The organism is Staphylococcus lloydii, from assembly GCF_015775975.1.
GTDB classification, from domain to species: Bacteria; Bacillota; Bacilli; order Staphylococcales; family Staphylococcaceae; genus Staphylococcus; species Staphylococcus lloydii.
On the sequence record NZ_CP064056.1, the window covers coordinates 2396160 to 2418552 of the forward strand.

The 22393-nt window shown below is 35.2% G+C and carries 22 protein-coding genes and 1 riboswitch; of the genes, 9 read left to right on the top strand and 13 right to left on the bottom strand.

What is annotated here, in order from left to right; all coding sequences use genetic code 11:
* Window positions 1-24: 24 nt before the first annotated feature.
* Both pbuX and xpt read right to left on the bottom strand, forming a co-directional pair.
* Window positions 25-1281 (bottom strand): xanthine permease PbuX, encoded by a 1257-nt coding sequence (pbuX, locus tag ISP08_RS11815; RefSeq protein WP_195718746.1) that lies wholly within the window; start codon window positions 1279-1281, stop codon window positions 25-27.
* Window positions 1278-1871, bottom strand: a complete 594-nt coding sequence (gene xpt / locus ISP08_RS11820) for a xanthine phosphoribosyltransferase (RefSeq protein ID WP_048794493.1) — start codon at window positions 1869-1871, stop codon at window positions 1278-1280. Before xpt ends, pbuX begins: the two co-directional genes overlap by 4 nt.
* 221 nt (window positions 1872-2092) lie before the next feature.
* Window positions 2093-2195: riboswitch (purine riboswitch) on the bottom strand.
* A gap of 215 nt (window positions 2196-2410) precedes the next feature.
* On the opposite strand from xpt, the gene ISP08_RS11825 reads away from it, so the two are divergent.
* From ISP08_RS11825 to ISP08_RS11840, 4 genes are all read left to right on the top strand, one after another.
* Complete coding sequence (locus ISP08_RS11825; RefSeq protein ID WP_195718747.1) at window positions 2411-2845, top strand: general stress protein; 435 nt, start codon at window positions 2411-2413, stop codon at window positions 2843-2845.
* Between the two features lie 141 nt (window positions 2846-2986).
* On the top strand, window positions 2987-3670 hold the full coding sequence (locus ISP08_RS11830) for a hypothetical protein (RefSeq protein ID WP_195718748.1): 684 nt from the start codon (window positions 2987-2989) through the stop codon (window positions 3668-3670).
* 125 nt (window positions 3671-3795) lie between these two features.
* Window positions 3796-4815 (top strand): hypothetical protein, encoded by a 1020-nt coding sequence (locus ISP08_RS11835; RefSeq protein WP_195718749.1) that lies wholly within the window; start codon window positions 3796-3798, stop codon window positions 4813-4815.
* A 259-nt stretch (window positions 4816-5074) separates the two neighbouring features.
* A complete protein-coding gene (locus ISP08_RS11840; RefSeq protein ID WP_411847784.1) occupies window positions 5075-6460 on the top strand; it encodes an L-cystine transporter in 1386 nt (461 codons plus the stop codon).
* A 47-nt stretch (window positions 6461-6507) separates the two neighbouring features.
* Here ISP08_RS11840 and ISP08_RS11845 read toward each other — a convergent pair whose 3' ends face one another.
* Together ISP08_RS11845 and nfsA are read right to left on the bottom strand one after the other, a co-directional pair.
* Window positions 6508-7095 carry a hypothetical protein gene (locus ISP08_RS11845; protein WP_195719348.1) on the bottom strand — a complete coding sequence of 196 codons (588 nt, stop codon included), beginning with the start codon at window positions 7093-7095 and terminating at the stop codon, window positions 6508-6510.
* A 76-nt stretch (window positions 7096-7171) separates the two neighbouring features.
* On the bottom strand, window positions 7172-7927 hold the full coding sequence (nfsA, locus tag ISP08_RS11850) for an oxygen-insensitive NADPH nitroreductase (protein WP_195718750.1): 756 nt from the start codon (window positions 7925-7927) through the stop codon (window positions 7172-7174).
* Window positions 7928-8481: 554 nt separating this feature from the next.
* Here nfsA and ahpC point away from each other — a divergent pair.
* From ahpC to ISP08_RS12960, 5 genes are all read left to right on the top strand, one after another.
* Complete coding sequence (gene ahpC / locus ISP08_RS11855; protein ID WP_195718751.1) at window positions 8482-9051, top strand: alkyl hydroperoxide reductase subunit C; 570 nt, start codon at window positions 8482-8484, stop codon at window positions 9049-9051.
* Window positions 9052-9068: 17 nt separating this feature from the next.
* Entirely contained in the window at window positions 9069-10595 is a 1527-nt protein-coding gene (gene ahpF, locus ISP08_RS11860; protein WP_048794500.1) for an alkyl hydroperoxide reductase subunit F, read from the top strand.
* Between the two features lie 624 nt (window positions 10596-11219).
* Complete coding sequence (locus tag ISP08_RS11865) at window positions 11220-11840, top strand: NDxxF motif lipoprotein (protein ID WP_048794502.1); 621 nt, start codon at window positions 11220-11222, stop codon at window positions 11838-11840.
* A gap of 226 nt (window positions 11841-12066) precedes the next feature.
* Window positions 12067-12282, top strand: a complete 216-nt coding sequence (locus tag ISP08_RS11870) for a hypothetical protein (protein WP_048794503.1) — start codon at window positions 12067-12069, stop codon at window positions 12280-12282.
* A 120-nt stretch (window positions 12283-12402) separates the two neighbouring features.
* Window positions 12403-12534 (top strand): hypothetical protein, encoded by a 132-nt coding sequence (locus tag ISP08_RS12960; RefSeq protein WP_267904786.1) that lies wholly within the window; start codon window positions 12403-12405, stop codon window positions 12532-12534.
* A gap of 483 nt (window positions 12535-13017) precedes the next feature.
* Here ISP08_RS12960 and ISP08_RS12995 read toward each other — a convergent pair whose 3' ends face one another.
* The 9 genes from ISP08_RS12995 to ISP08_RS11915 all read right to left on the bottom strand — a co-directional run bounded on the left by ISP08_RS12995 (window position 13018) and on the right by ISP08_RS11915 (window position 22393).
* Window positions 13018-13275: a YolD-like family protein gene (locus ISP08_RS12995; RefSeq protein WP_316673912.1), complete on the bottom strand. Its 258-nt coding sequence runs from the start codon at window positions 13273-13275 to the stop codon at window positions 13018-13020.
* Window positions 13276-13438: 163 nt separating this feature from the next.
* Window positions 13439-13630 carry a hypothetical protein gene (locus tag ISP08_RS11880; protein WP_195718753.1) on the bottom strand — a complete coding sequence of 64 codons (192 nt, stop codon included), beginning with the start codon at window positions 13628-13630 and terminating at the stop codon, window positions 13439-13441.
* A gap of 321 nt (window positions 13631-13951) precedes the next feature.
* Complete coding sequence (locus ISP08_RS11885) at window positions 13952-14485, bottom strand: hypothetical protein (RefSeq protein WP_195718754.1); 534 nt, start codon at window positions 14483-14485, stop codon at window positions 13952-13954.
* Between the two features lie 2265 nt (window positions 14486-16750).
* Window positions 16751-17320, bottom strand: a complete 570-nt coding sequence (locus tag ISP08_RS11890) for a DUF4352 domain-containing protein (RefSeq protein WP_195718755.1) — start codon at window positions 17318-17320, stop codon at window positions 16751-16753.
* A 104-nt stretch (window positions 17321-17424) separates the two neighbouring features.
* Entirely contained in the window at window positions 17425-18792 is a 1368-nt protein-coding gene (locus tag ISP08_RS11895; RefSeq protein WP_195718756.1) for an SH3 domain-containing protein, read from the bottom strand.
* 53 nt (window positions 18793-18845) lie between these two features.
* The gene (locus ISP08_RS11900) at window positions 18846-19157 is read right to left on the bottom strand and encodes a holin (RefSeq protein WP_195718757.1); all 312 of its coding nucleotides are present in this window, start codon (window positions 19155-19157) and stop codon (window positions 18846-18848) included.
* A 149-nt stretch (window positions 19158-19306) separates the two neighbouring features.
* On the bottom strand, window positions 19307-19633 hold the full coding sequence (locus tag ISP08_RS11905) for a DUF2951 family protein (RefSeq protein ID WP_229294132.1): 327 nt from the start codon (window positions 19631-19633) through the stop codon (window positions 19307-19309).
* 86 nt (window positions 19634-19719) lie between these two features.
* Window positions 19720-19878: a hypothetical protein gene (locus ISP08_RS11910; protein WP_195718759.1), complete on the bottom strand. Its 159-nt coding sequence runs from the start codon at window positions 19876-19878 to the stop codon at window positions 19720-19722.
* Window positions 19868-22393 (bottom strand): tail tube TT1 domain-containing protein, encoded by a 2526-nt coding sequence (locus ISP08_RS11915; protein ID WP_195718760.1) that lies wholly within the window; start codon window positions 22391-22393, stop codon window positions 19868-19870. Before ISP08_RS11915 ends, ISP08_RS11910 begins: the two co-directional genes overlap by 11 nt.

Below are 22393 nucleotides of genomic sequence, written 5' to 3' on the forward strand. Positions count from 1 at the left end.
TTTGTTTATAGTTATTTTCATAACTTATGATTTTTGATCGTTCTTAATGCCATTAAAGAAGAAATTCAGAATAATCGCTGATAATGCCCCGAGTACGATACCATTTTGTACTAACCAAGCAAACTGACTGCCAAGCGCCTTAAAAGCATGAGGAACAGCGCTTATGCCCGTACCTAGTCCAACTGAAACGGCTATTATCAACATATTATTTTGATTTTTAAAATTGATATTACCTAATATACTAACACCATATGCCATCACCATGCCAAACATAGCTATCATCGCGCCACCTAAAACAGGTAACGGAATCATATTAGCCATTGCGCCTAGTTTTGGAATACATCCACAAATTATTAATAATATTACCATACCGTAAATAACTTTATTTTTCTTGGCACCTGATAAAGATACTAAGCCTACGTTTTGTGAATAAGCGGTATATGGAAAAGAATTAAAAATTGCGCCTAATACAATAGCTATCCCTTCAGCTGTGTATCCTTTACGAAAATCTTTACGTGTTAATTGCTTACCCGTAATTTCACTTAAAGCATGATAAACACCTGTAGACTCAATTAAGCTAACTAAAGCTACAATGAAAAAGACGATTGTCGCACCTAAATCAAAACTAAGTCCGGAAAATCTAAACGGTTGTGGTAATGCAAACCAATGTGCCTCACCTACTTGTTTAACGTCAACTACGCCAACAAACGAAGCAAGTACTGTGCCCACAACTAAACCAATGAGAATGGCAATTGATTTTAAAAATCCTTTAGTAAATCGTTGTACAATCAAGATTACGAGTAACGTAACGATCCCCAAAAGAATATTTTTACCATCACCGTAATCTTTAGCACCTTCCCCACCTGCTAAATAATTCATTGCTACAGGCATAAGATTAATACCAATAATTGTTACTACGCTACCAGTTACTACCGGTGGGAAGAACCTTACTATATAAGAGAAAAACGGTGCAATAATGATTACTAAAACACCTGATAGTAATAACGAACCATAGAGCACGCTAATACCTTTGGTTTGGCCAATTAATATCATCGGTGCTACCGCTGTAAAGGTACAACCTAATACTATAGGTAATCCTGTCCCAGTACCTTTCCATACTTGTAAAAATGTAGCGACACCACACATGAAAATATCAACGGTTACTAAAAATGCAATTTGTTCGGATGAAAAATGCAAACTTGTACCAACAATGATTGGAACAAGTATTGCGCCTGCATACATAGCAAGTAAATGTTGAACACTTAAAATAAAGGTCTTCATACTTCCTCACTTACTGTTTCATCGACGAATGTGACATTATTCCCTTTTAGAGAGGCAACCTTGCATAGAGAAGATACATTTAATCCTGCCCCCTCTAAGCGTTGTCTACCTTGTTGGAAACTCTTTTCGACGACGATTCCAATTCCAACTGTCGTCGCCTGAGCTTGTTGCACAATTTCGTTAAGTCCTAATGAAGCATCACCATTTGCTAAAAAGTCATCAATAATTAGCACACGATCGTCTTCGGAAAGAAATTCATCTGACACTATGACAGTACTCGTTTTGTTTTTAGTAAAAGAGTGTATATCTGCGTGATAAACACCTTTTGTTAATGTACTTGGCTTTGCCTTTTTAGCAAACAGACAAGGTACATTAAAATGTAGTGCTGCCATAATCGCTGGAGCTATGCCCGATGCTTCAATAGTTAACACTTTAGTAATCCCTTCATCTTTAAACTGTTCATGAAAAGTATTACCAATTTGATGCATAAGTTGCGCATCAATTTGATGATTTAAAAAGCCATCTACTTTTAAAATCTTTTCATCAATGACCACGCCATCCTCTTTAACTCTTTGTTTCAACAAATCCACTCGAAAAAACCTCCTCGTAATGTGTACAAAAAAGACCCCAAACTAATGAAGTTTCAGGATCTATGAGTGAACATGCAATACAAAAACGCGACCAATGACCAAAATAATCAGCTGTATGCTCCTAAATATTAATTACCTTTCCCGCTAGTAAACCAATAATTAGGATGGTACGAACCAAATCACTGTCATTTGGTTATACATGATTAAGATATAGTTATTGTATGTATTGTCTTGTTACTCATAGTCATGTCGTTTGCGGCAACACGGTAGAAACTTCTAAAGCCATATTCTTTAGATTATATGAGCTAGTTAAATTATTATACGATAATACCAAATTTTCATATTCCTTTCAATATACACTTTATACAAAGTGTATGCTCATTAACTATTTAATCTACAGTTGTAAGCGGTTAATTATAGAGTATAATAACATTTGTAAGTAATCGATATTCGTTTTATAATTTAATTAAATCGTTTCACATCAAGAGTAACAGGGTAAAGAATGAGTAATCGAAAGAAGTTAATTGGAGGGTACAACCATGGCTGAATTTAAAGTTGTAGACGGTAAAGATGAATTATATGAAGCAATTAAACAAAAAAGAGCTGAAGGTTATAATGATTACGAATTATCTGTAATTAGTAAGAAAAAACTGCATTTAGATGATTTACATGATTCTGAAATCAATTTAACAGCAACTACAGGTGGCATAAGTGATATGGCAGCTAAATTGCTTACTGGTGAAGATACTGAAGCAGCTGTATTTGCACATTACAATATGCCTGAAGACAAAGTGGAACATTATAAAAATGAACTCCAAGAAGGAAAATATATATTAGTCATATCTAAAGATGAATCTTCACATAACGAAGTAGAAAACTACAACGCTGCATATGCTACTGAAGGCAAAAATGATAATGATAGCAAAATTGTTGGTAATCATTATTCTGAAGAAACAGAAGGACCAAAATCTTAATGCTAAATAATTTTTAGAGTATTAGTGTAACGGCTAATACTCTTTTTTTATTTATAAAGCTTGCTAGCACAATTGATAATTACACCGAATTAACCTGTATGCTACAATAAGCACAAATAATCTACAGTACGGAGGTTGAAGATGGAATTTAAAATAGTTAAAACCGTGCAAGATCCTTTATTCGATGAAGCCTTAAATTTATACGACGGTAAGTTAGACGTTTCTATTAAAGAAGGAGAAAAGATTTTCCGTCAGTCATTAGAAAATAAATATACTCAACATGATTATATTTTCCTTGTTGGTATTGATAACAACTCAGTCGTAAGTATTGCTACAGCGCATTACGAAGCCACTACAAATTCAGCTTTTTTAATTTATTTGTTAGCTGAAAATAACGGAAATAGAGACACCACGATTAGACTAACGCTTGAAGAGATGGAAAAAGAACTAAATAAATTATCTAACCAATTGCACGCTCATGACATTAATTTCATCATGCTCGAAGTAGATCAAGAAATCGATGAAGATGAATCAATAGACGATGAAAAAACAATTGTACTTAATAAAAGACGTCGCTTATTAATGGAGTATGGATTTGAACAACAACACGATATTGATTACATAGCACCTAGACAACCAATCAAAAATAACTTTGAAGAGCAGCCAATGGACTTATTTATTAAATCAAATATTGAATTAACGAAAGACATCTATGGTACAAGTATCAAATCAAATTATATATTAAAGTATGTATTTGCTAATAAAATCTCACGCCATATTATTTATCCTATGTTAGAACAAATGGATCTACGTAAGCAGGTTTAAAGTATACCAACACTTGAAATCATTATTAAAACGGGGTAAAATGACATAGAAGTTAGACTGACGTTTCACTGACCGAAGACAAACGTCCCTATACATAAATTTATTTTTAGAAAGGATTTATTTCTATGTTAACGAAAGAATTCGCCCAACGTGTGGAACTTAGCGAAAAGCAAGTTCGTAAAATAGTTCAGCATTTAGAAGAACGTGGATACCAACTCAGCAAGACAGAATATCGAGGTAGAGAAGCTACAGATTTTAAAGAAGAAGATATCGAGTTATTCCAAGACATCGCCGAAAAAGTTAAACAAACAAATAGTTACGATTTAGCTTTCGATGAATTAGAACAAGAAAAAGATTTCTTACAAGTGCTAGTCAAAGACGATAGTAGTAACCTACCTACGAACCAAAATGTTAGCCAAGTCGTAGAAGAATTACGTAGCGAGATTCAACAAATTCGCGAAGAACGTCATATGCTAGGCCAAATGATTAGCCAAGTGCATAATCAGCAAAACGAATTGCGCGAGTTACAAAATCAAATTACTGCTAAACTCGACACTAACACTGAAGCCTTAAAAACAATTCAATCTTCTACTGATGAAATCAAAACGACACAAGCAGAAATTCACAAAACGCAATCTGAGCAAGCTGCTCTAATTCAAACAAATGTCGCTAATGATACCGAAAGTTCTAAACCACAATCTAATCAAAGTTCAGAACAAGTTCAAGCCACTGAAGACAGTAGTGCAACAACTGACGAAGCTAAACAAGCAGAACCACAAAACAGCAACACTACTGTAGAGAATAATAAACAGAACGAAACAAAAGCTACTGAAGAAGAAATCACACAAGTCGATTCACAATCAGCAGAGGCACAGTCTTCAACTGATGAAGAGACTTCTGTATCAGATGTACAAGAAGATACAACTGACAGCAGTAAAACAAGCGAAGAAGAAATTACACAAATTCCTTCAGCTGAATCTACTGCCCAAACAAACAACAATAACGAAAATAGCCATTCAGCTGAATCATCTTCTGATGAAACAAATGACAATGGATATTCAACAACATCACAATCATCACCATTAACTAAAGAAACACCGTCTTCAGAGAAAAAAGGATTCTTCGCACGTTTATTTAACTTATAAGTTTTTAATTAACAGCCACAACACGATTAACTGTTGTGGCTGTTTTAATTTTGCTTTACTCAAAGTCAACTTCTTATCTATATTTTCCTTATTATGGATCTTTTTACATACCAAACAATTATAATTGTCAGAATATATAATCTTTTAATATTATATATATTTATTAAGCAACCCTCTTGAATATATTTATAAATGCTACTATCCTTATTAAGTAACTCGGCTTATTAAAAAATATTATATGAAAGTGTAGGTCCTGACAATGTTACTTACTATTTTAAACATTATTATTTTTGTGGCCTTCATCATCGGATTAAGTATTATGGCTAAAAAACACGTATCATTCCCTAAACGTGTTTTTTCTGCGTTAGGCGTGGGTATCGTCTTCGGTATTGCGCTACACTTAATTTATGGTGTGGATAGCAAAATAACAAAACAAACTACGGATTGGCTAAGTATTGCTGGAGATGGATATATTTCCCTCTTACAAATGATTGTTATTCCGTTAATTTTTATCTCTATCGTTTCTGCGTTTACTAAAATACAAATTGGTGATAAGTTCGCCAAAGTTGGTATGTGGATATTCATCTTCTTAATAGGAACTGTTGGTATCGCTGCTATTATCGGTATCTTAACTGCTATCGTTTTCCATTTAGATGCTTCATCTATCGATTTAGGTGGCACGGTAGGTTCTAGAGGTAGCGAAATAGCTAGCCAAGCGAAAGATATGAGTGCTAAAACACTGCCACAACAAATCATTGAGTTGTTACCAAGTAACCCATTCTTAGATTTCACGGGTCAACGTGCAACATCAACAATTGCCGTTGTAATTTTCGCAGCATTTATCGGTTTCGCCTTTTTACGCGTATTACGTAAACAACCTGAACAAGGCAACTTACTTAAACGTGGTATCGATGCAGTATACGCATTAGTAATGGCTATCGTTACTTTCGTTTTACGTTTAACACCATATGGTATTTTAGCTATCATGGCTAAAACAATTGCTACAAGCGATTTTGCAGCAATTTGGACGCTAGGTAAATTCGTTATCGCATCTTATGTAGCGTTAATCTTAATGTATATCATTCACATGATTATTCTTATGATTTTGGGATTAAACCCTTTAACATATATTAAGAAAACTGGTGAAGTATTGCTTTTCGCATTCACATCACGTTCAAGTGCAGGTTCATTACCTTTAAACGTTCAAACTCAAAAAACGCGTTTAGGTGTACCTGACGGGATTGCGAACTTCTCAGCTTCATTTGGACTTTCAATAGGTCAAAATGGTTGTGCCGGTATTTATCCTGCAATGTTAGCTATCATGGTAGCACCAGTAGCTCACGTTGAAATAAACTTACAGTTTATCTTATCAGTTATTGGTATCGTTATTATTAGTTCATTTGGTGTTGCCGGTGTTGGTGGTGGTGCAACATTCGCATCTATTTTAGTACTATCAACATTAAACTTACCTGTTGCACTAGCAGGTGTCTTAATTTCTGTAGAACCTCTTATTGATATGGGACGTACAGCATTAAACGTTAATGACTCAATGTTAGCAGGTGTAGGTACAGCAAAATTAACTAACGACTTAGATAAAGATGTTTATCACGAAGAGTCTTACGGTGAATTAACGGCCAATAGTTAAGTTAATATATAAGAGAAAAGCTCAATAGCAATCGCTATTGAGCTTTTTTAATGGTTATGTGGTTTAAATGGACCCCATGTGATTTTTTGTTCACTATCAACGGCTAGATTCTTAATTTCACGTGAGACATCATCAAACCATTTTAAGAATGCTGCTTCTTTATCTAATTGCGCTTCCATTGATGCCTGTGAAATATCATGTAAGTACCATGTTTTACTTTCAAATTCGAACTGAATTTGAGAGTAGGCAATACGCGTCACGTCTGCACGGTCATACAGGTTATTCACTTGCTTTACTACGTTTACAGCTTGTGGCAACAAACTTTGATAAATCACCTTTTTTTGTTGCGGATTGTCTAAATCATTCCACATTCTAATTTGACCATTCATTTGGAAAAATATATCCATGGTGGGCGATTTCTCATCAAACGATATAAGTATAAAGATACGTTCAGCCATATGATCTACACAATTCGTTGCACTGACAATAACTTTACTAGCAATTTTCGCCCAGTAGTCTTGTGCTTGCGAAGGAGTAAGTACATCTTCATTGCCCTGTACTTGTTGGTTAGCATTATTTTCTTCAGGTGTACAATCACGATTGTCATCATTATTTTTAAATAATTTATCAAACATGCTCAATGCAACCAACTCCTTCCTTATAATTAACTTTTAATCGCGTAAATCACAGAAAAATACTTAACACGAAACTTTAATGTTTTAAGAAACCTGATTTCTTCAATTCATCTAACATGTCTAATCTTTGCTTACTTCCTAATGCGCGAGCAATTTGATTAGACCACGTTTCATTGCGTTCACCATTTGTACGTTTATGATAATAATCACTTACAGTTTTATCATAATCTTCTAATGCTTTACGTTGTTCTTGTTCATTACTATTGTATAGATTTTCGTGGAAAATATGTTCAAACGGCAACCGCGGTTTTGGTGCCCCATCTTCATCGTCAGCAGGTTCACCAACAGCCATTCCAAATAGTGGGAAAGCATGTTCAGGTAAATTAAGTATTTCTTTCACGCGGTGAACATCATTACGTAAGGAACCTAAATAAACCATGCCATAACCCATGTCCTCTGCTGCCACTGCCATATTTTGAGCTACTAATGCTACATCAATCGAGCCTACTAAAAGCCCTTCAGTAGAACTTATTGAGACATCCATGTCGCTTTTCTTATCTTCATCTATTAATGAATGTCTATAATAATCCATTACAAATACAAATAAGTAACCATTATCTACAACATATGGTTGTCCCGAAACTTCTTTCAAATCTTTTTTCACTCGTGGATCATTGACACCTATAATGGAATAAGTTTGTAAATAACTAGAAGTAGAAGCACTTTGACCTGCTTCAACTAACTTTTTAACTTCATCATTAGAAAGTGGTTTGTCTTTAAACTTTCTAACTGAATGGTGTTTTTTCATTAAGTCGTAAACATAATTCGTCACGTTAAAACCTCTTTTCTATGTGCTTGTTTAATAAATAATAACAAATATAAGAACAATATACTTACTTATTGCTTACCCTATTTTAAGTGATTTTAAAGCTATCTCACTAAATTAATTTATAATTTAAAGCGACAAAGAATTTAATGAAAATTCATAACTATTATCACGATGTATTACAAATTTTATGTAAGCGATAACACCCAACACACAATTGCCTTTGATCAATATCATCAATTAAAATAACCCTAACAATTTTAAAATAAATGAGTTAGTTGAGAATAAAAATATCTAATTGATATTAAGGAAATGTAAAATTATCTTAATAATGAACTATAGAAATTAACAAACTATACTTTCTATATGTCGTCCCAAAACCTTTTAAAATCTACATTCCTTATCATTACAAGCACGAAACATCTATGTTGACGAAATAAAAATTAAATGTAATAATAGGTTTCAAAGATTAGAATTATTATAAATAAACAATCAGAACAATCTGTTCTGTAATTCTAATCTCAAGATAGTCAACATACAATTTAGGAGGATGTTTTTTTATGTCTTTAATTAATAAAGAAATTTTACCATTCACAGCAAATGCTTATGACCCAAAGAAAGATGAATTCTTTGAAATCTCAGACGAAAACTTAAAAGGTTCATGGAGTGTCGTTTGCTTCTACCCAGCAGACTTTTCATTCGTATGTCCTACTGAGTTAGAAGACTTACAAGGTCAATATGATAAATTACAAGAATTAGGCGTTAATGTATATTCAGTATCTACTGATACTCATTTCGTACACAAAGCTTGGCACGATCATTCAGAAGCTATCAACAAGATCCAATATCAAATGATTGGTGACCCTTCTCAAACTATCACTCGTAACTTTGATGTTTTAGACGAAGAAGTAGGTCTTGCTCAACGCGGTACTTTCATCGTTGATCCTGATGGTGTTGTTCAAGCAGCAGAAGTTAATGCTGACGGAATTGGCCGTGACGCAAGCACATTAGTTCACAAAATCAAAGCAGCACAATATGTTCGTCAACATCCAGGCGAAGTTTGCCCAGCAAAATGGGAAGAAGGTTCAGAAACATTACAACCTGGACTTGACTTAGTAGGTAAAATCTAAGGAGGCATTGATGTCAAATGCTAAATGATGAGTTGAAATCACAACTTAAGCAATTACTTCAATTAATGGAAGGTGACGTAGAATTAAGAGCTAGTCTTGGTTCTGACGATAAATCTAAAGAGTTAAAAGAACTTTTAGATGAAGTTTCTAGCATGTCATCTAACATTAGTGTAGAAGAAACTGACCTAAAACGTACACCTAGCTTTACAGTAAACCGTCCAGGCGAAGATACTGGCGTTACTTTCGCAGGTTTACCAATGGGTCATGAATTTAACTCACTTGTTCTAGCTTTATTACAAGTTAGTGGTCGCCCACCAAAAGAAGAACAAGCAGTTATAGATCAAATCAAAGCATTAGACCGTCCACTACATTTTGAAACTTATATCAGTTTAACTTGTCAAAAATGTCCTGACGTAGTCCAAGCTTTAAATTTAATGAGTTTATTAAACCCTAACATCACTCATACAATGATTGACGGAGCTATCTTTAAAGAAGAATCCGAAAATATAATGGCTGTACCTGCTATTTTCCTAAATGGAGAAGAGTTTGGTAATGGTCGTATGACAGTACAAGATATTTTAACTAGTTTAGGTAGTCAGGCTGACCCATCTGAATTTAACGACAAAGCACCTTACGATGTTTTAATCCTTGGCGGTGGCCCTGCAAGTGGTACTTCTGCCATTTATACAGCGCGTAAAGGGTTACGCACAGGTATCGTTGCAGACCGCATTGGCGGACAAGTAAATGATACTGCTGCCATTGAAAACTTTGTAACAGTTAAAGAAACGGATGGACCAAAATTCTCATCTGCTTTAGAAGATCATATTAAACAATATGATGATATCGATGTTATGACTGGCGTTCGTGCTAGTGGTATCGAGAAAACAGATGAAGACATTGTTATTACTTTAGATAATGATGCGCAATTACGCAGTAAAACTGTAATTATTGCTACTGGTGCACGTTGGCGTAAACTACAAGTTCCTGGTGAAGATGAACTTATCAACAAAGGTGTGGCATTCTGCCCTCACTGTGATGGTCCATTATTCGAAGGTAAAGATGTTGCAGTTGTAGGCGGAGGTAACTCTGGCGTTGAGGCTGCCATTGACTTAGCAGGAATAGTTAAACATGTAACTTTACTAGAAAGAAATGCAGAGTTAAAAGCTGACGATGTATTACAACAACGATTAAACTCTCTATCAAACGTAACAGTTATTAAACAAGCTCAAACTACCGAAGTTATTGGTGAAGAGTCAGTAACCGGTTTAAAATATAATGATATCAGTGCAAATGAAGAGCATACTATTGAATTAGACGGTATTTTCGTTCAAATTGGATTATTACCTAACACTGAATGGTTAGATGAATATGTTGAATTGAATGAAGCTAAAGAAATTACGATTGACCGTAAAAATGCGACAAGTGTTCCTGGAATATTTGCCGCTGGTGACGTAACAGACGACCGTAATAAGCAAATCATTATTTCAATGGGTGCAGGCGCAAATGCCGCATTAAATGCTTTCGATTATATTATTCGTCACTAAACTTGAATCAAATATTATGTAGTTTTAAGAGGAGTCTAAGTTGACTCCTCTTTTTTTATGCTATACCATATGATTTACTTTAACGTGATTGGACGACCTTATATGTTATTACTTATCACAGCAATAATCCATTTACATTTCTCCAAAAGGATTATTACTACACATAAAAACACTACCCAAAAAAGCCCTATGCTTTATCAAACTAAACGCGCTATGCTAAGCACTACCCATTGGGAAACCGCACAACTTACATATAAAAAGTTAAACCAAAAATTCTTCAAACTCTATGCTGCACTTGGCATACCATTTACTATTATTGATTTGCTGCTGATTATATCATATAGAAACGGTAGCTTATTAATCGCAGAAGCATTACTCTATATCATCACTTTATGTATGATTTATTTAGTCCTTGAACACAAGTTAAAATCCTTATCATAATTATTAAGCATTATTTCTTAAACAATCTCTCATGCTGAAATTGTGAGATTTTGTTCATTAGATTGTGCGTTTCTCGCAAAAAATGTCATTTGAATACACTTTTAAAAATGGTAGGCTATAGTATGTATACTAATAACATTTCAATTAATGATTAATTTTTTATAAAGGAGATTACTACACGAAATGAAAAAGCGTATTTTATTATCGCTCATTATGATATTAGCCGTCGTACTGGCAGCTTGCTCAAACGATGAAGATCATGATGACAACCAACATAGCGAAAAGCATGCACCTAAAAACGTAAAAGTCCTTACTGAAAAAGATATTTTCCACTCTAATAAAAGTGGCGAAAATATAAGCAAAGAAGAAATGAATAAGGCTATCAAAAAATATCTAGAGGTTAATTCAGTAATTCTTGATAACAAATATTTAATGCAATACAAATTAGATAAACAATCAAATTCAGATAAAAAAATTACGGATAAACAGTCAAAACGCCTGTCAGACTTATCACGTAATGCCATTAAAAATGATGTTAGATTTAAAAAATTCGTCGAAAATAATAACCTTCCTAAAGGGTACAAGACAAATGTAGATCGCATCATCAAATATTTCACATCATTAAATAGCACAATTAAAAACGTCGATGATGATATCGAACAACTTGATTACCAACCTCAAAATGAATTAAACGTAGTCGATGTTTCTACAAAATACGCTGGTCAAGTAAACGGAAAACAACAAGATAAAATTAAGAAATTCTTAAAATCGAAAGATATTAGTACTAAAGCTATAGATAAATAGTCTCCGTAAAATATCGTATACATTACAAACCTATGACAGCTTTAATAGTTATTCTGTCAGTGTTTTGAAGTTAAAATTGTCACCTTTTAATAACTTTATAACAGAACTTCGTAAAAAACCTTACATAATTGTAAGGTTTTTTATTGTTATTTAACTTTAGAGCTAGGCAACCATTTGTTACACTAACTTGTATTGAAAACAAAGTATTTAAACCTAGGGGGCTTAAATGGTCTTAACAATTTTAATTGGTGCAATCGCAGCCGTCTTTATTGCATATAATTTAGTAGATAAACAAGAAAAACATGGTAGCATTTCTTCTAAACAAATCGTACTTAGTATCACTTGCGTTGTCATCGCTGTCATGGTAGGTAGCTTTTTAGACAATTTAGACGTTTTTTATCAAGGATTCCAACATAGCATTACAGCAGTAGATAATTATTAGTCTAGACATTATAAATTGATGTCTAGGCTATTTTTTGTTCGTAATAAAAATGTATTTTGACACCCAAATAGCTATATGTCACAATATATTTAATTTATTAAACATCGGGGTGTACGAATTATGAAATACCGTTTGACCACTTTACTATTAGCAGTCATTTTTATTACGCTATCAATCATTACTATTGCTTATAATAATCCAACTGGCGGCAGTGCAATAAACGTTGAACACCCAAAAACCCAGACATCATAAAATACTGTCATTAAGACATTTATAGAAAACAGCGCTAAAAAGCTCACTTAAATGAAAGTGAGCTTAATTGTTTTTCAGTTGAGTATTTTATACATTTTTTCAAATATCCCTAAATTTTTAAGTGGATACGGCTCAATACCATACCACTACTGGTCTCAACCCTTATCGTATCCCAAATGCACTAAAAAACTGCGCTCAAACTTTTATAAGTACGTGTTATGGAGTTGTATAGGAAATATTACACTCTCTATACCCCCTAATCTTATTTTAAAGTCAATTAGGGATTTTATGGATACTATGGATACTATACCCCTTGAGACCAGGTGTGCCATAGCATCGTGCCGTATCCACCCGAGTATCCAAAAAAATTTTTGGGATACGGTGGATACTAGGGAAATTTTACACTTCAAAAAGAGTGGATACTTGGATACTCAGTGAATAATGTATATTAATTCACTATAAATTAATAAATCGTATATAAATTCATTCTATATACACTATATCTGTTAAGGGAATTTCTATATCTTCACCTTTAGTATTTAAAACTAGCACACCTTTTAGTGCATCTGTTTTATGGACGAAACCATTTAACATTTCAATGTAGCCTCGACTATAATATTTCACTTTTGTTTCAGGGTTGTTAAACATTTTATAGGCAAGTTTATCATTCAACTCTGCTAATTGGTCATCACTTAGAATAGGTTTATCAATTTTGTTCTGCTTCTCAATAAATTGCTCTATACGTTCATATTACTCAGGTATTGTAGTAAAGGGTTGCCATTTGACTGACCCTCTCCCCTTTGGTATGCGTTGATTAAGATATTCGCGGGGTATTTTACGATAATCGGTTTCGTATTTGTAGGGCTCTGGCATATCAGAATTAATGACTTTCATATAAACACCTTCAGTAAAATGGTATCGTTTCACTAGCTTTAATTATATCTTGAGTGTAAAAGAATTGTTTCCCCTCGCCAGTATATGCAGGGGTCAATATCATATTAGCTTTAGCATTGTATAGCCATTCAGGATTTATATTTGAATTAAGTATTTCTTGGAATTCTTGGAAGTCTTTATTCCAATCTAAATTGAGTTTCATAATTATCACCTCACCTATATAATAGAACAAATGTTCGTATATGTAAATAAAAAAGTAGCCCACCTAAACAGGTGAGCTTGTTAAGAGATTGTTCAAAGAGTTTTGGGAAGCGTTCTATGACGCTTATTTTAATTTACCACAGATATTTATATTATAAACATAAAAACCACCCAGTTAAGGGTGGCTCTTCTAAGACTATAACGGGAGTTAACGTCTTCACACACCTATTGGGTGTGCAACAATTCTCCCCTTGTCTTAACACACCCTAAGGTGTGCAAAATTAACAATAAATGATTTTTATATTTTTGTAAATAAATATTGCTAATTCACTTGAATAAACTGTAACTCATAAATACTTTTATTTTCATAGGTATTAAAACTATCAATATTTCCTCTTAATAATACTTCGTGCTGTTTTCTACTCACATTATGATAGTATGTTAGCTTTATATTCAAATCTGACTCATAACCGTTGTTCTGAATAGTTTTATCTAGTTCATCAAATACTTTTTTATTAAGAGGTAACATATATCCTTCTTTACTAGGCAACATACTAACATATTTAGTCTGAATAACTTTGTTTTCTCCTAATAAAATTTCAATAGTTATTTTCTTAGCTGCCCCGCCACCAAGATTATACAACTTTAAATGATCTTCATGTTCATTAGAATTCATAATCATGTTTTTCAAGTTTAGTTTTTTATTCTTGTCTTTTTCTAAAAGAATTTGATTAAAACCTAGCGCAGGTATAAAACTAATTTTCATTTGATAAAGTTGAACTGATACCGATACAAAATAAAATATTGCCATTATAAATGTTCCCATGGAGCCAATTGCTGAAATAATATTTATCATATTAAATCTCCTTTTTATTTATTTGGAGACAGTAGTAAGGGATAATTATTATACCCTATAAAATTAAACTAAATCATAAAAAATAACCACCCAGTGTCATGGGTGGTTGGGTGAGCCTATAGCTCTTGATATGAGTACAAATGCACCCTATCATGCCACAAATATTTCAGTGGCTTGTTTAAAAAAGGATAATAATATCCCGTGGCACTATGCCTTAATACAATTGCGATTTCTACCTTCTCATATGGTGAGGGGCATACTCTCATTGTTAGATACTGGACTGGAAGAAGTCACCAGCCGGGATTAGTTATTGCCTACGGTATCTCTCGTATACTACACCTATATTATACCACAAAAAAATAGGGCAAGCACCTAAGTTCCTATCCTATTTGTGATTACTAACAATCATAATAATATGCCCAGTGACATGCTTGGGCAATTGAAGAATATTAACATAAAATAGCATAACTAATTGGGGTTCAATTCAATTTGTTATTATTTTGCATGTGGTGCTTTATACCCTTAAGTAATTTATTTAAACAAAAAAGAACAGGCTACGGGTAGCCTGCTCATGTCAGAGAATTTTAATAAAGAAAACAGAAAGTATGACTTTCTATAAAATAGATTAACACTTATATTTATATAAAACAAATAGAAAGAGCAAGCTTCTAGAGTAAGCCCGCTCTTCGATATAAATATAAATAATCCTAACTTGTACTTAGGATTAATAAACAATAACATACATAGCTTTATTTATCCAATTATATTCAACAAACATATATCTTTGCACAAAAAAGAGTAGCCCTAGGAGACTACTCTATTTACGCACTACCATAATTTTTCTACCAATTATTAAACAAAGGTAGATTTATAATATTATCATACTTTACTTAATTATAGCTAATAATTTTGCTGTTGACTATATACTAAGTAATTTATTTAATCAAGATTAGATAAAACATAAAAGCGATCTAAAAACATCCACCCAAGGACATGTTAGAATAGCTATGTAAAGGTAATAATGCATAATTTTTCTTATATTCAGTTGTTATAATACAAAAAAGTAGACAGAGTTTGGGGCTCTGTCTACTTAAGCTTATAACGATTTTCGGAAAATGAATGTATAGAGTTGGCTAAACTCTATTATTAATTTAGCATAAATTATTATTCAACACAAAAAAGAGAGCAAGCATCTAAATGCCTACTCTCTGAACAGTGGTATGAATGTAAGATAACACAAGATAAATAAAAAGAGCAAGCTATGGGGATAACTTACTCTGAATATAAAAAAATTAATGTGTCCTAGTTGTAATTAGGATAAATTAATCCTAACATTTAACAAACTCATTTTCAACTTTATATTAAAAAGCACTGTCTAGGGACATGCATAGACAGCACAAAGCAAATTAAATTGATTAATTAAAATCACGGAGTCTTAAATTAGTGTAAATTTAAATTAGGGCTTTCTTTAATTTTCAATAGCATGTAATTAAAAGATAACATATAAATAAAAAACAGAGCAAACAATCCGATAGAATGTTCACTCTGAAAAGATGTTCATATATTAATCTATAGATACTCATCAATCTATAAATCAACACACTTTAAATATTATAATAAACATTAAAAAAAAGACAAGCAATAAATGCTTGTCATTGAAATGAAAATATAAAACCTAATAGAGGTATTAGGACAATTAATACTTTAACACTCACTTCTAAATATTACAATCTTTAAATTAATAGACCATCTAGGGACATGCTTAGATGATCATTAACAATTCCGAGTAAAAAGAAAATCGTGTATTCAATGCATGTTTTATGATTATTCCCACTAATAATCCTATTAAACGTAAAAATCAGACAGACTTTTGGGGGAGCCTGTCTGAAATATAACATTTAAATTGTTCGGAGTTCATGTGAACTCTGTGAAGTAATTTAACATATTATATAAGTTTTAACAATGATGTTTATAAATACTAAAAAAAGTGAGCAACTGATTAAAGTTACCCACTTCTAGTTAAGAGAATTCAAAAGAGTTTCCAAACTCTGACTGTAATATATCATATAATTCTATTTAAAACAAAAAACAGACACCGTAGTGCCTGTTAAAGATAATAACGAGGTGCTCATGAGAAAGCACAATTCCACCGTAACATACCTATTTAACTTATGCTATCTTATTTTAAAAGAAAGTTTACTGTAAGCATATATATATTTTATATAAAAATAAGGCAAGCACTTAGAGAGTACCTGCCTATTAGGATTAGTTCAATTTAATTTTTGCTGTTTTCGTTCCAAATGCGCCTGATTGTACTTGAACTACTTTGTCATTTGAGTTAGCTATATTAGAGCTGACATCAAACACGACCTTAGCCGTTTGTTCATTTTCAGGGTTGATTGTTTCCCCTAAAAAGCCTGTATCATCGGGCGAGTTTTCTTGATTGGCTGATGTACTAGCAACGGTGTCAGCTTCACTCGTTGTGTCCCCTTTGATAAGTTTAAAGTAGTTGCTGTTCATCATTAAGCCCTTATCGTTGTTGTTCCTCACAGTAACGTTTAATACAACAAACTCGCCTTTGGCATTTTGTTCAACGCCATTTGTCCCAACTTGGTTTGCTGTTGATACGTCGTTCACTGTAAATTCTAATCCGTCTAGTTTGACTGTGTCGCCTACTTTGTAAGTTTTCCCATTATCCTTACTTGTAGACTTTTTACTACTTTCTGAGCTTGAGTCATTACCTCCTGTGAAAATTGCACTCATAATAGCAAAAAACGCAATAATCACGACGATTAAACCTAGACAGCCAAAACAGCCAAATATTCCTTTTTTCATCGTTTAAAGTTCCCCTTAAATATATTTTCTAAATTATATGACAGAGAGTAATTTAGAATTGTATTTCCAAATTATCATCTAAAAACTTTAAAGGTCAACGCCTTTTATGAGAATGTCCCCCATGCCTCGCCTGCACGTTGGCCGTTACCTGCTGAGTAGCCTATAGGCATGTAAACTCTTGAGCCTGAACTTGTCGTCCATGCTATCCATATGTAGCCGTCGAAGTCGTACACTTCATCGTAATTTACTGACTGACCTGCATACAGCATGCCTGCAATTGCCCAGCCAGTCCAAGGGCCGTTGTATCTCGTATAGATGTCTGATGAGGCCGTGAATGTAGCTTTTTCAGGTTTCCATAAAATGCCGTGTGTATTTCTACGCCACTTATTGCCGACTTTCTTACTTTTAGCCTTAACAAGATTTTTCTTCTGTTTGTCTGTTGGGATTGTCACGCCGTCAGGTACATTGTCAGGCTCGCCAGCTTCAAGTGTTGGGTTGTTGTAATACTTCTTAATTTCCTTGATGAAATAATCTTGCATTTCTAGCTGTTTCGCTCTAGGTGGCGCACCACTGATGACAGGGTCGAAGTCAACATGTAACGCCATGCTTCTGTGTGGGCATGCCGTAGGTACGAATTGATTATGTAGTTTGACTGTTTTCCTATTAGGCTCCATGCCATAGTAGAGCATGTCAATGCCTGCTTGCTTGAATACAGCCTGCTCGTTCTTAGCGAACTCCTTGTTGCTGGCACCCATTGAGTCACACACCTCATAGCCTAAATAGTGGCCGTTGCCGTATGTGTCTGCGACATGCCATGCAATACGGTACGTGTCGATTGCACGCCACATTGTCTTGTGGTCGCCGTAGTAGTGCGCAACACCTGCCTCATAGCGTGCCACTGAGGCATTGCTCAAACGGTTATACTGCGTTTTAGCTGAAATGCTGTCAGCTGTGTTGTGAATAACCACACCGTCAAGAGAGCCAACTCGTTTGTTCATTGTGTAGTTGATTGAGTGGTTAATCGTTTCTAGCTTTGTGGCCTCTGTCGTAATGCCTTTTTCTGCGTCCTCGTAAGGTGGGCGAATGACACCTACGAAATCATCATATACATGGTTTTGTATAAATGAGGCTGGACTGCCCATTGAAGAGGCGTTATACCAGTTTTGGTCTATACTATCAAATAAGTATTGATTGGCGTTTGTGACCATGCCTGTGTGCCCATACTTGCCGTTATCCAATACGAAAATGTCGCCTTTTTGTGGCACAAATTCCTTTGTATTTTTAATCACTTGAAAGCCTTTAGGGTAGTTGTAGTCAATAAAGTCTTTGGCGTTACCTGTAGGGTGTACGCCGAAATGGTCTTTTAAAAACTCTATAATAAACGTCGCACATTGAGCACCATTTGACTGGCCTGCTGTAAGCTCTTTGCCTATGTGCTTGACTGCCCAATTCACTGCTTCTTGTTTCTTCATATTTTAGCCTCCATAATAAAAAGCCGACACATCATGTGCCGACTTGAAATGAATTATTTTTTAGGTGCTTTTGCTTGTGCGCCTGCGCCTAGTTTCTCTGTGTTCTTGCCCTCTCTATTTTTAAAAGTTTCCCATACGCCAGTAGCCATTAAGCCACTTATCAAACCAGCTAATAAACGGCCACCGAATGAAAGCTCTGTTACAATTTCAGGAATGAACTGCGTGACGCCACCAATGACAACACCAACGACCATACCTGCAACAGGTAACCAGTTCTTAGGTACTACCTTAGATTTTTTCAATACTTGCACTAATGCGATTGTAATTACTGATATGACACCTGCAAATGCGATAATCTGTTCCATAAATTAATACCTCCTAGAAAATAAAAAGCCGACACACTATGTGCCGACTTCGTCTTAATTATTTACAGCTTCCAAACCAAAAACATTGCCAAAAACTTGCGCCTAAGGTTACATGCTCAAATAAAAAGTTTAACATTTGCCTCACCTCCTTAAATGCCTAACCAACTACGGATTAAAGCTAATAGCAAAGACCCAAAAAGCGTTGCAACTGTACCTAACATCATGAAACGCAACTGCTTAAAGTCCTTTTGGCTTTGCTTCTTGTTTTCTCTTTCAATCTCACGTTCACGATTGATTGAATTTAGCGTGTAGTCCATTTTCAAATTTGTCTTTTCTTGCGTGTGCTGGCTTTGTTTGATTTCTTCTAAAGAGGTGTACAGTTTTTTGACTGTACCATCTGTATCCCTTTTATCCTCTTTGACTTTTTCCTCAATGTCTCTGAAACGCCTATCATTATATCTGTCTTTTTCTTCCAAAACCCCTAGCCTCTGCTCAAAATTTCGGCTTGGGTTGGTATGTCCCATAAAGCCACCTGCCTTTTTCGCAAAATAAAAACCCTCAACTAATTAGACGAGGATTGTTCGAGTTCAGCGTTATCTGCTTTGTATTGTTGTAACTCTTGATAGACCATTTCGAGTTCAATTTGTAGGTTGGTACTTCGCTGAATTTCTTCCATTAAGCGATTTTGCAATACTGCTTCTTTAATTTGACTATTTTCCATTGATAGTTGCCTCCAATTGTTTAATGCGTTTCTGCTGGTCTTTGATGATAGGGATTAAGTGTATCCATAGTCGACCGTACTCAATACCCTCGACCTCGCCATCAGCTCCATAGGTAACATGTTCAGATAGCCCAGCACTTTCAACCTCTTCTGCGATGAGCCCGACATGTCTTTGTAGTTTGAACTTATCCTCACTGCACTGTTTGCCTGTCTCGCACTCTTTGGCTGTGATTTCTGACTCTGATTTGTCAAACCACGACTTAACGTCAAGGTCTAACAACTTGCTAGAGTGTCTATACTGTAATTCAGGCGTGTCATGTTGATTTTCTATGCTCAGTTTGTACTTGCTTGCTGATGTAGCACGGCCTAATGTACCGTAACTTGTAACATAGACATTGGCGTCATTTGAATAAGTTCGGTTGTATATCGTGCCTGAGGCTACTCGGTCGCCGTTATCATCAGCCCCGACTTTGAATACATCAGGGTGGGCGATATTCACGTAGCTGTTACCTGATCGTCGAGTTACTGTGTTAAATGAGCCATAACCTGCCTCTATTGTCGTGTCGCCACCTGTGCTGTAATTCGTGTCGACTATCTCAAGTCGAGCGTATGCACGGCTAAAACGAACACCACTCGCATAAGCATTATTGTCATGGTCGCCGAACATAATGTAACCGTCTTTATATTGTCGATTATTTGCAATATTAAATGAGAAAGTATTTTGTCCCAGTTGACTAATGTCAGGTCGAATATAAACGTTAGAGTGTGTGCTTTCCAAATTGACTGAGCCACCTGCTTGTACCATGACACGGTTTTTGTTGCTGGTAAGTGCTGCAACCCCACCGTAGGAGTTTATCGTTATACCATTTGAACCTGCAGGGCTGTAAGTTTTATCCCACCATGCAATCGTCCCTGATGAGTTACCGGGAGCATCTACATATTCCCCTGTTTGGTCTACATAGGTTGAAATACCGAACTCAGAAAAATAAAGGGAACGGTCTAGGTCATTATTTCTAAATCTCAAATAACCATTTTTCATACTTGTAAAGATGTTGTATGTGGTAGTATCGCCTCGCCACATTCTTGTAAATGTACCATTTAGCCTTAACTCATCATTGACGATTGAGACATATTTGTCGCCCTCGCCTCCGACTACTTCAACAAGGTTTGCGTCTAATGTTCCACTGCGTATGTAATCAGCGTTCATAGACCCTGTTGTGATGAGGCTTGCGTTTATCTGTCCTCGAGTAATGGCATTGTGGAACGTTTGCCCACTGTCTTTGCTGACACCTAAGCCACTTGAATTGAGTAGCGTCACATAGTTTGGGTTGTCCTTATCAACGGCCATAATGCCTTGCTCACTAAATGACAATTCACTTGAAGTGTCTTGTAGCATTTTAGTGGCCTCTTTAATCGCACTAGGCAACACAGACTCACGAATATTTGAGCGTCCTGCGATCAATTCTTTCATGTCTGAAATCGTACCAGCCTGACTGCGCTTGTATCTTGTCTCGCGTTTAGGGTCGCCGACCACGATTGATTGCTTAATGACTTTATGGTGTGCGTCACGAGTTGTTTTTATCTCTTGTATGCGTAGCACTCTGTTAAAGTCAATCGTTTCATCAATGACAGGTATTTCGTCGCCGATTTCAGGTTGAGCGAATGGGTAGTTTTTGCCTAACGTTACGAAATCAAGCTCAACGCTCAAGCTGAGCGACTCTTCGACAACCTTTTTGAGCCTAGCGTCCATAGTCTTTTCATCTGTGATACGTCCATCTGTAACAGGCTCAGCCTCTCTGATACCGAATAATTCAATCATAGGGCTCTTAGCGTCTTTAGGATATTCACGAATTAAATTCGCCTCATGCATGTTATCTTCGCCCTCATAGTCGCCGAAGCCTCTGACATATGTATAGAAACTTGTTGCGTCCTCTTCAAAACTGATGTCGTTTGCGTTCAGTCTTTTAGATATATAATAAGCTGGACGGCGAGAGATATGCTCGCCCAACTTGAATGTTTTTGATGTAGCCTCGTATTGAAACTCGAAGTTATTTCTTTTAAGCCATTTGAGGAACATGTCGAACTTAGTTTGTCCGTCGCCTGCATTTTCCCACTCTATGGCTGGAGCACTATCGAGCATGACATAGCTGTAAGGCGTGTCATCAAAAACGAGATTGAGAAAGTCTACGGCTGTTCGGCTACCCGTTACATTTTCATAAACTCGTTGTGTGGTTAGGTAGTCAAACTGCGCTTCTTTAGCTGTAACTTCAACGACCTGCTTATCCTTTAAGGCTTTACGCTTAGCAATGACAACAATGTATGCTTGCGACTCTGCTTCGCCTGTCACGTTCTCTACACGCCACATTTTTGATATGTCATTTATAAAATCTTTTGTTTGGTCGTTCTCAATAACATTAAACGTCAACATGCCCTCATCGTTCATTCTCACTATGTGATTGGTTACCGTTTCGACAGGGTAGGCGTTCCTGTTTAGGTCTTTAAGAATTAAAGCCAT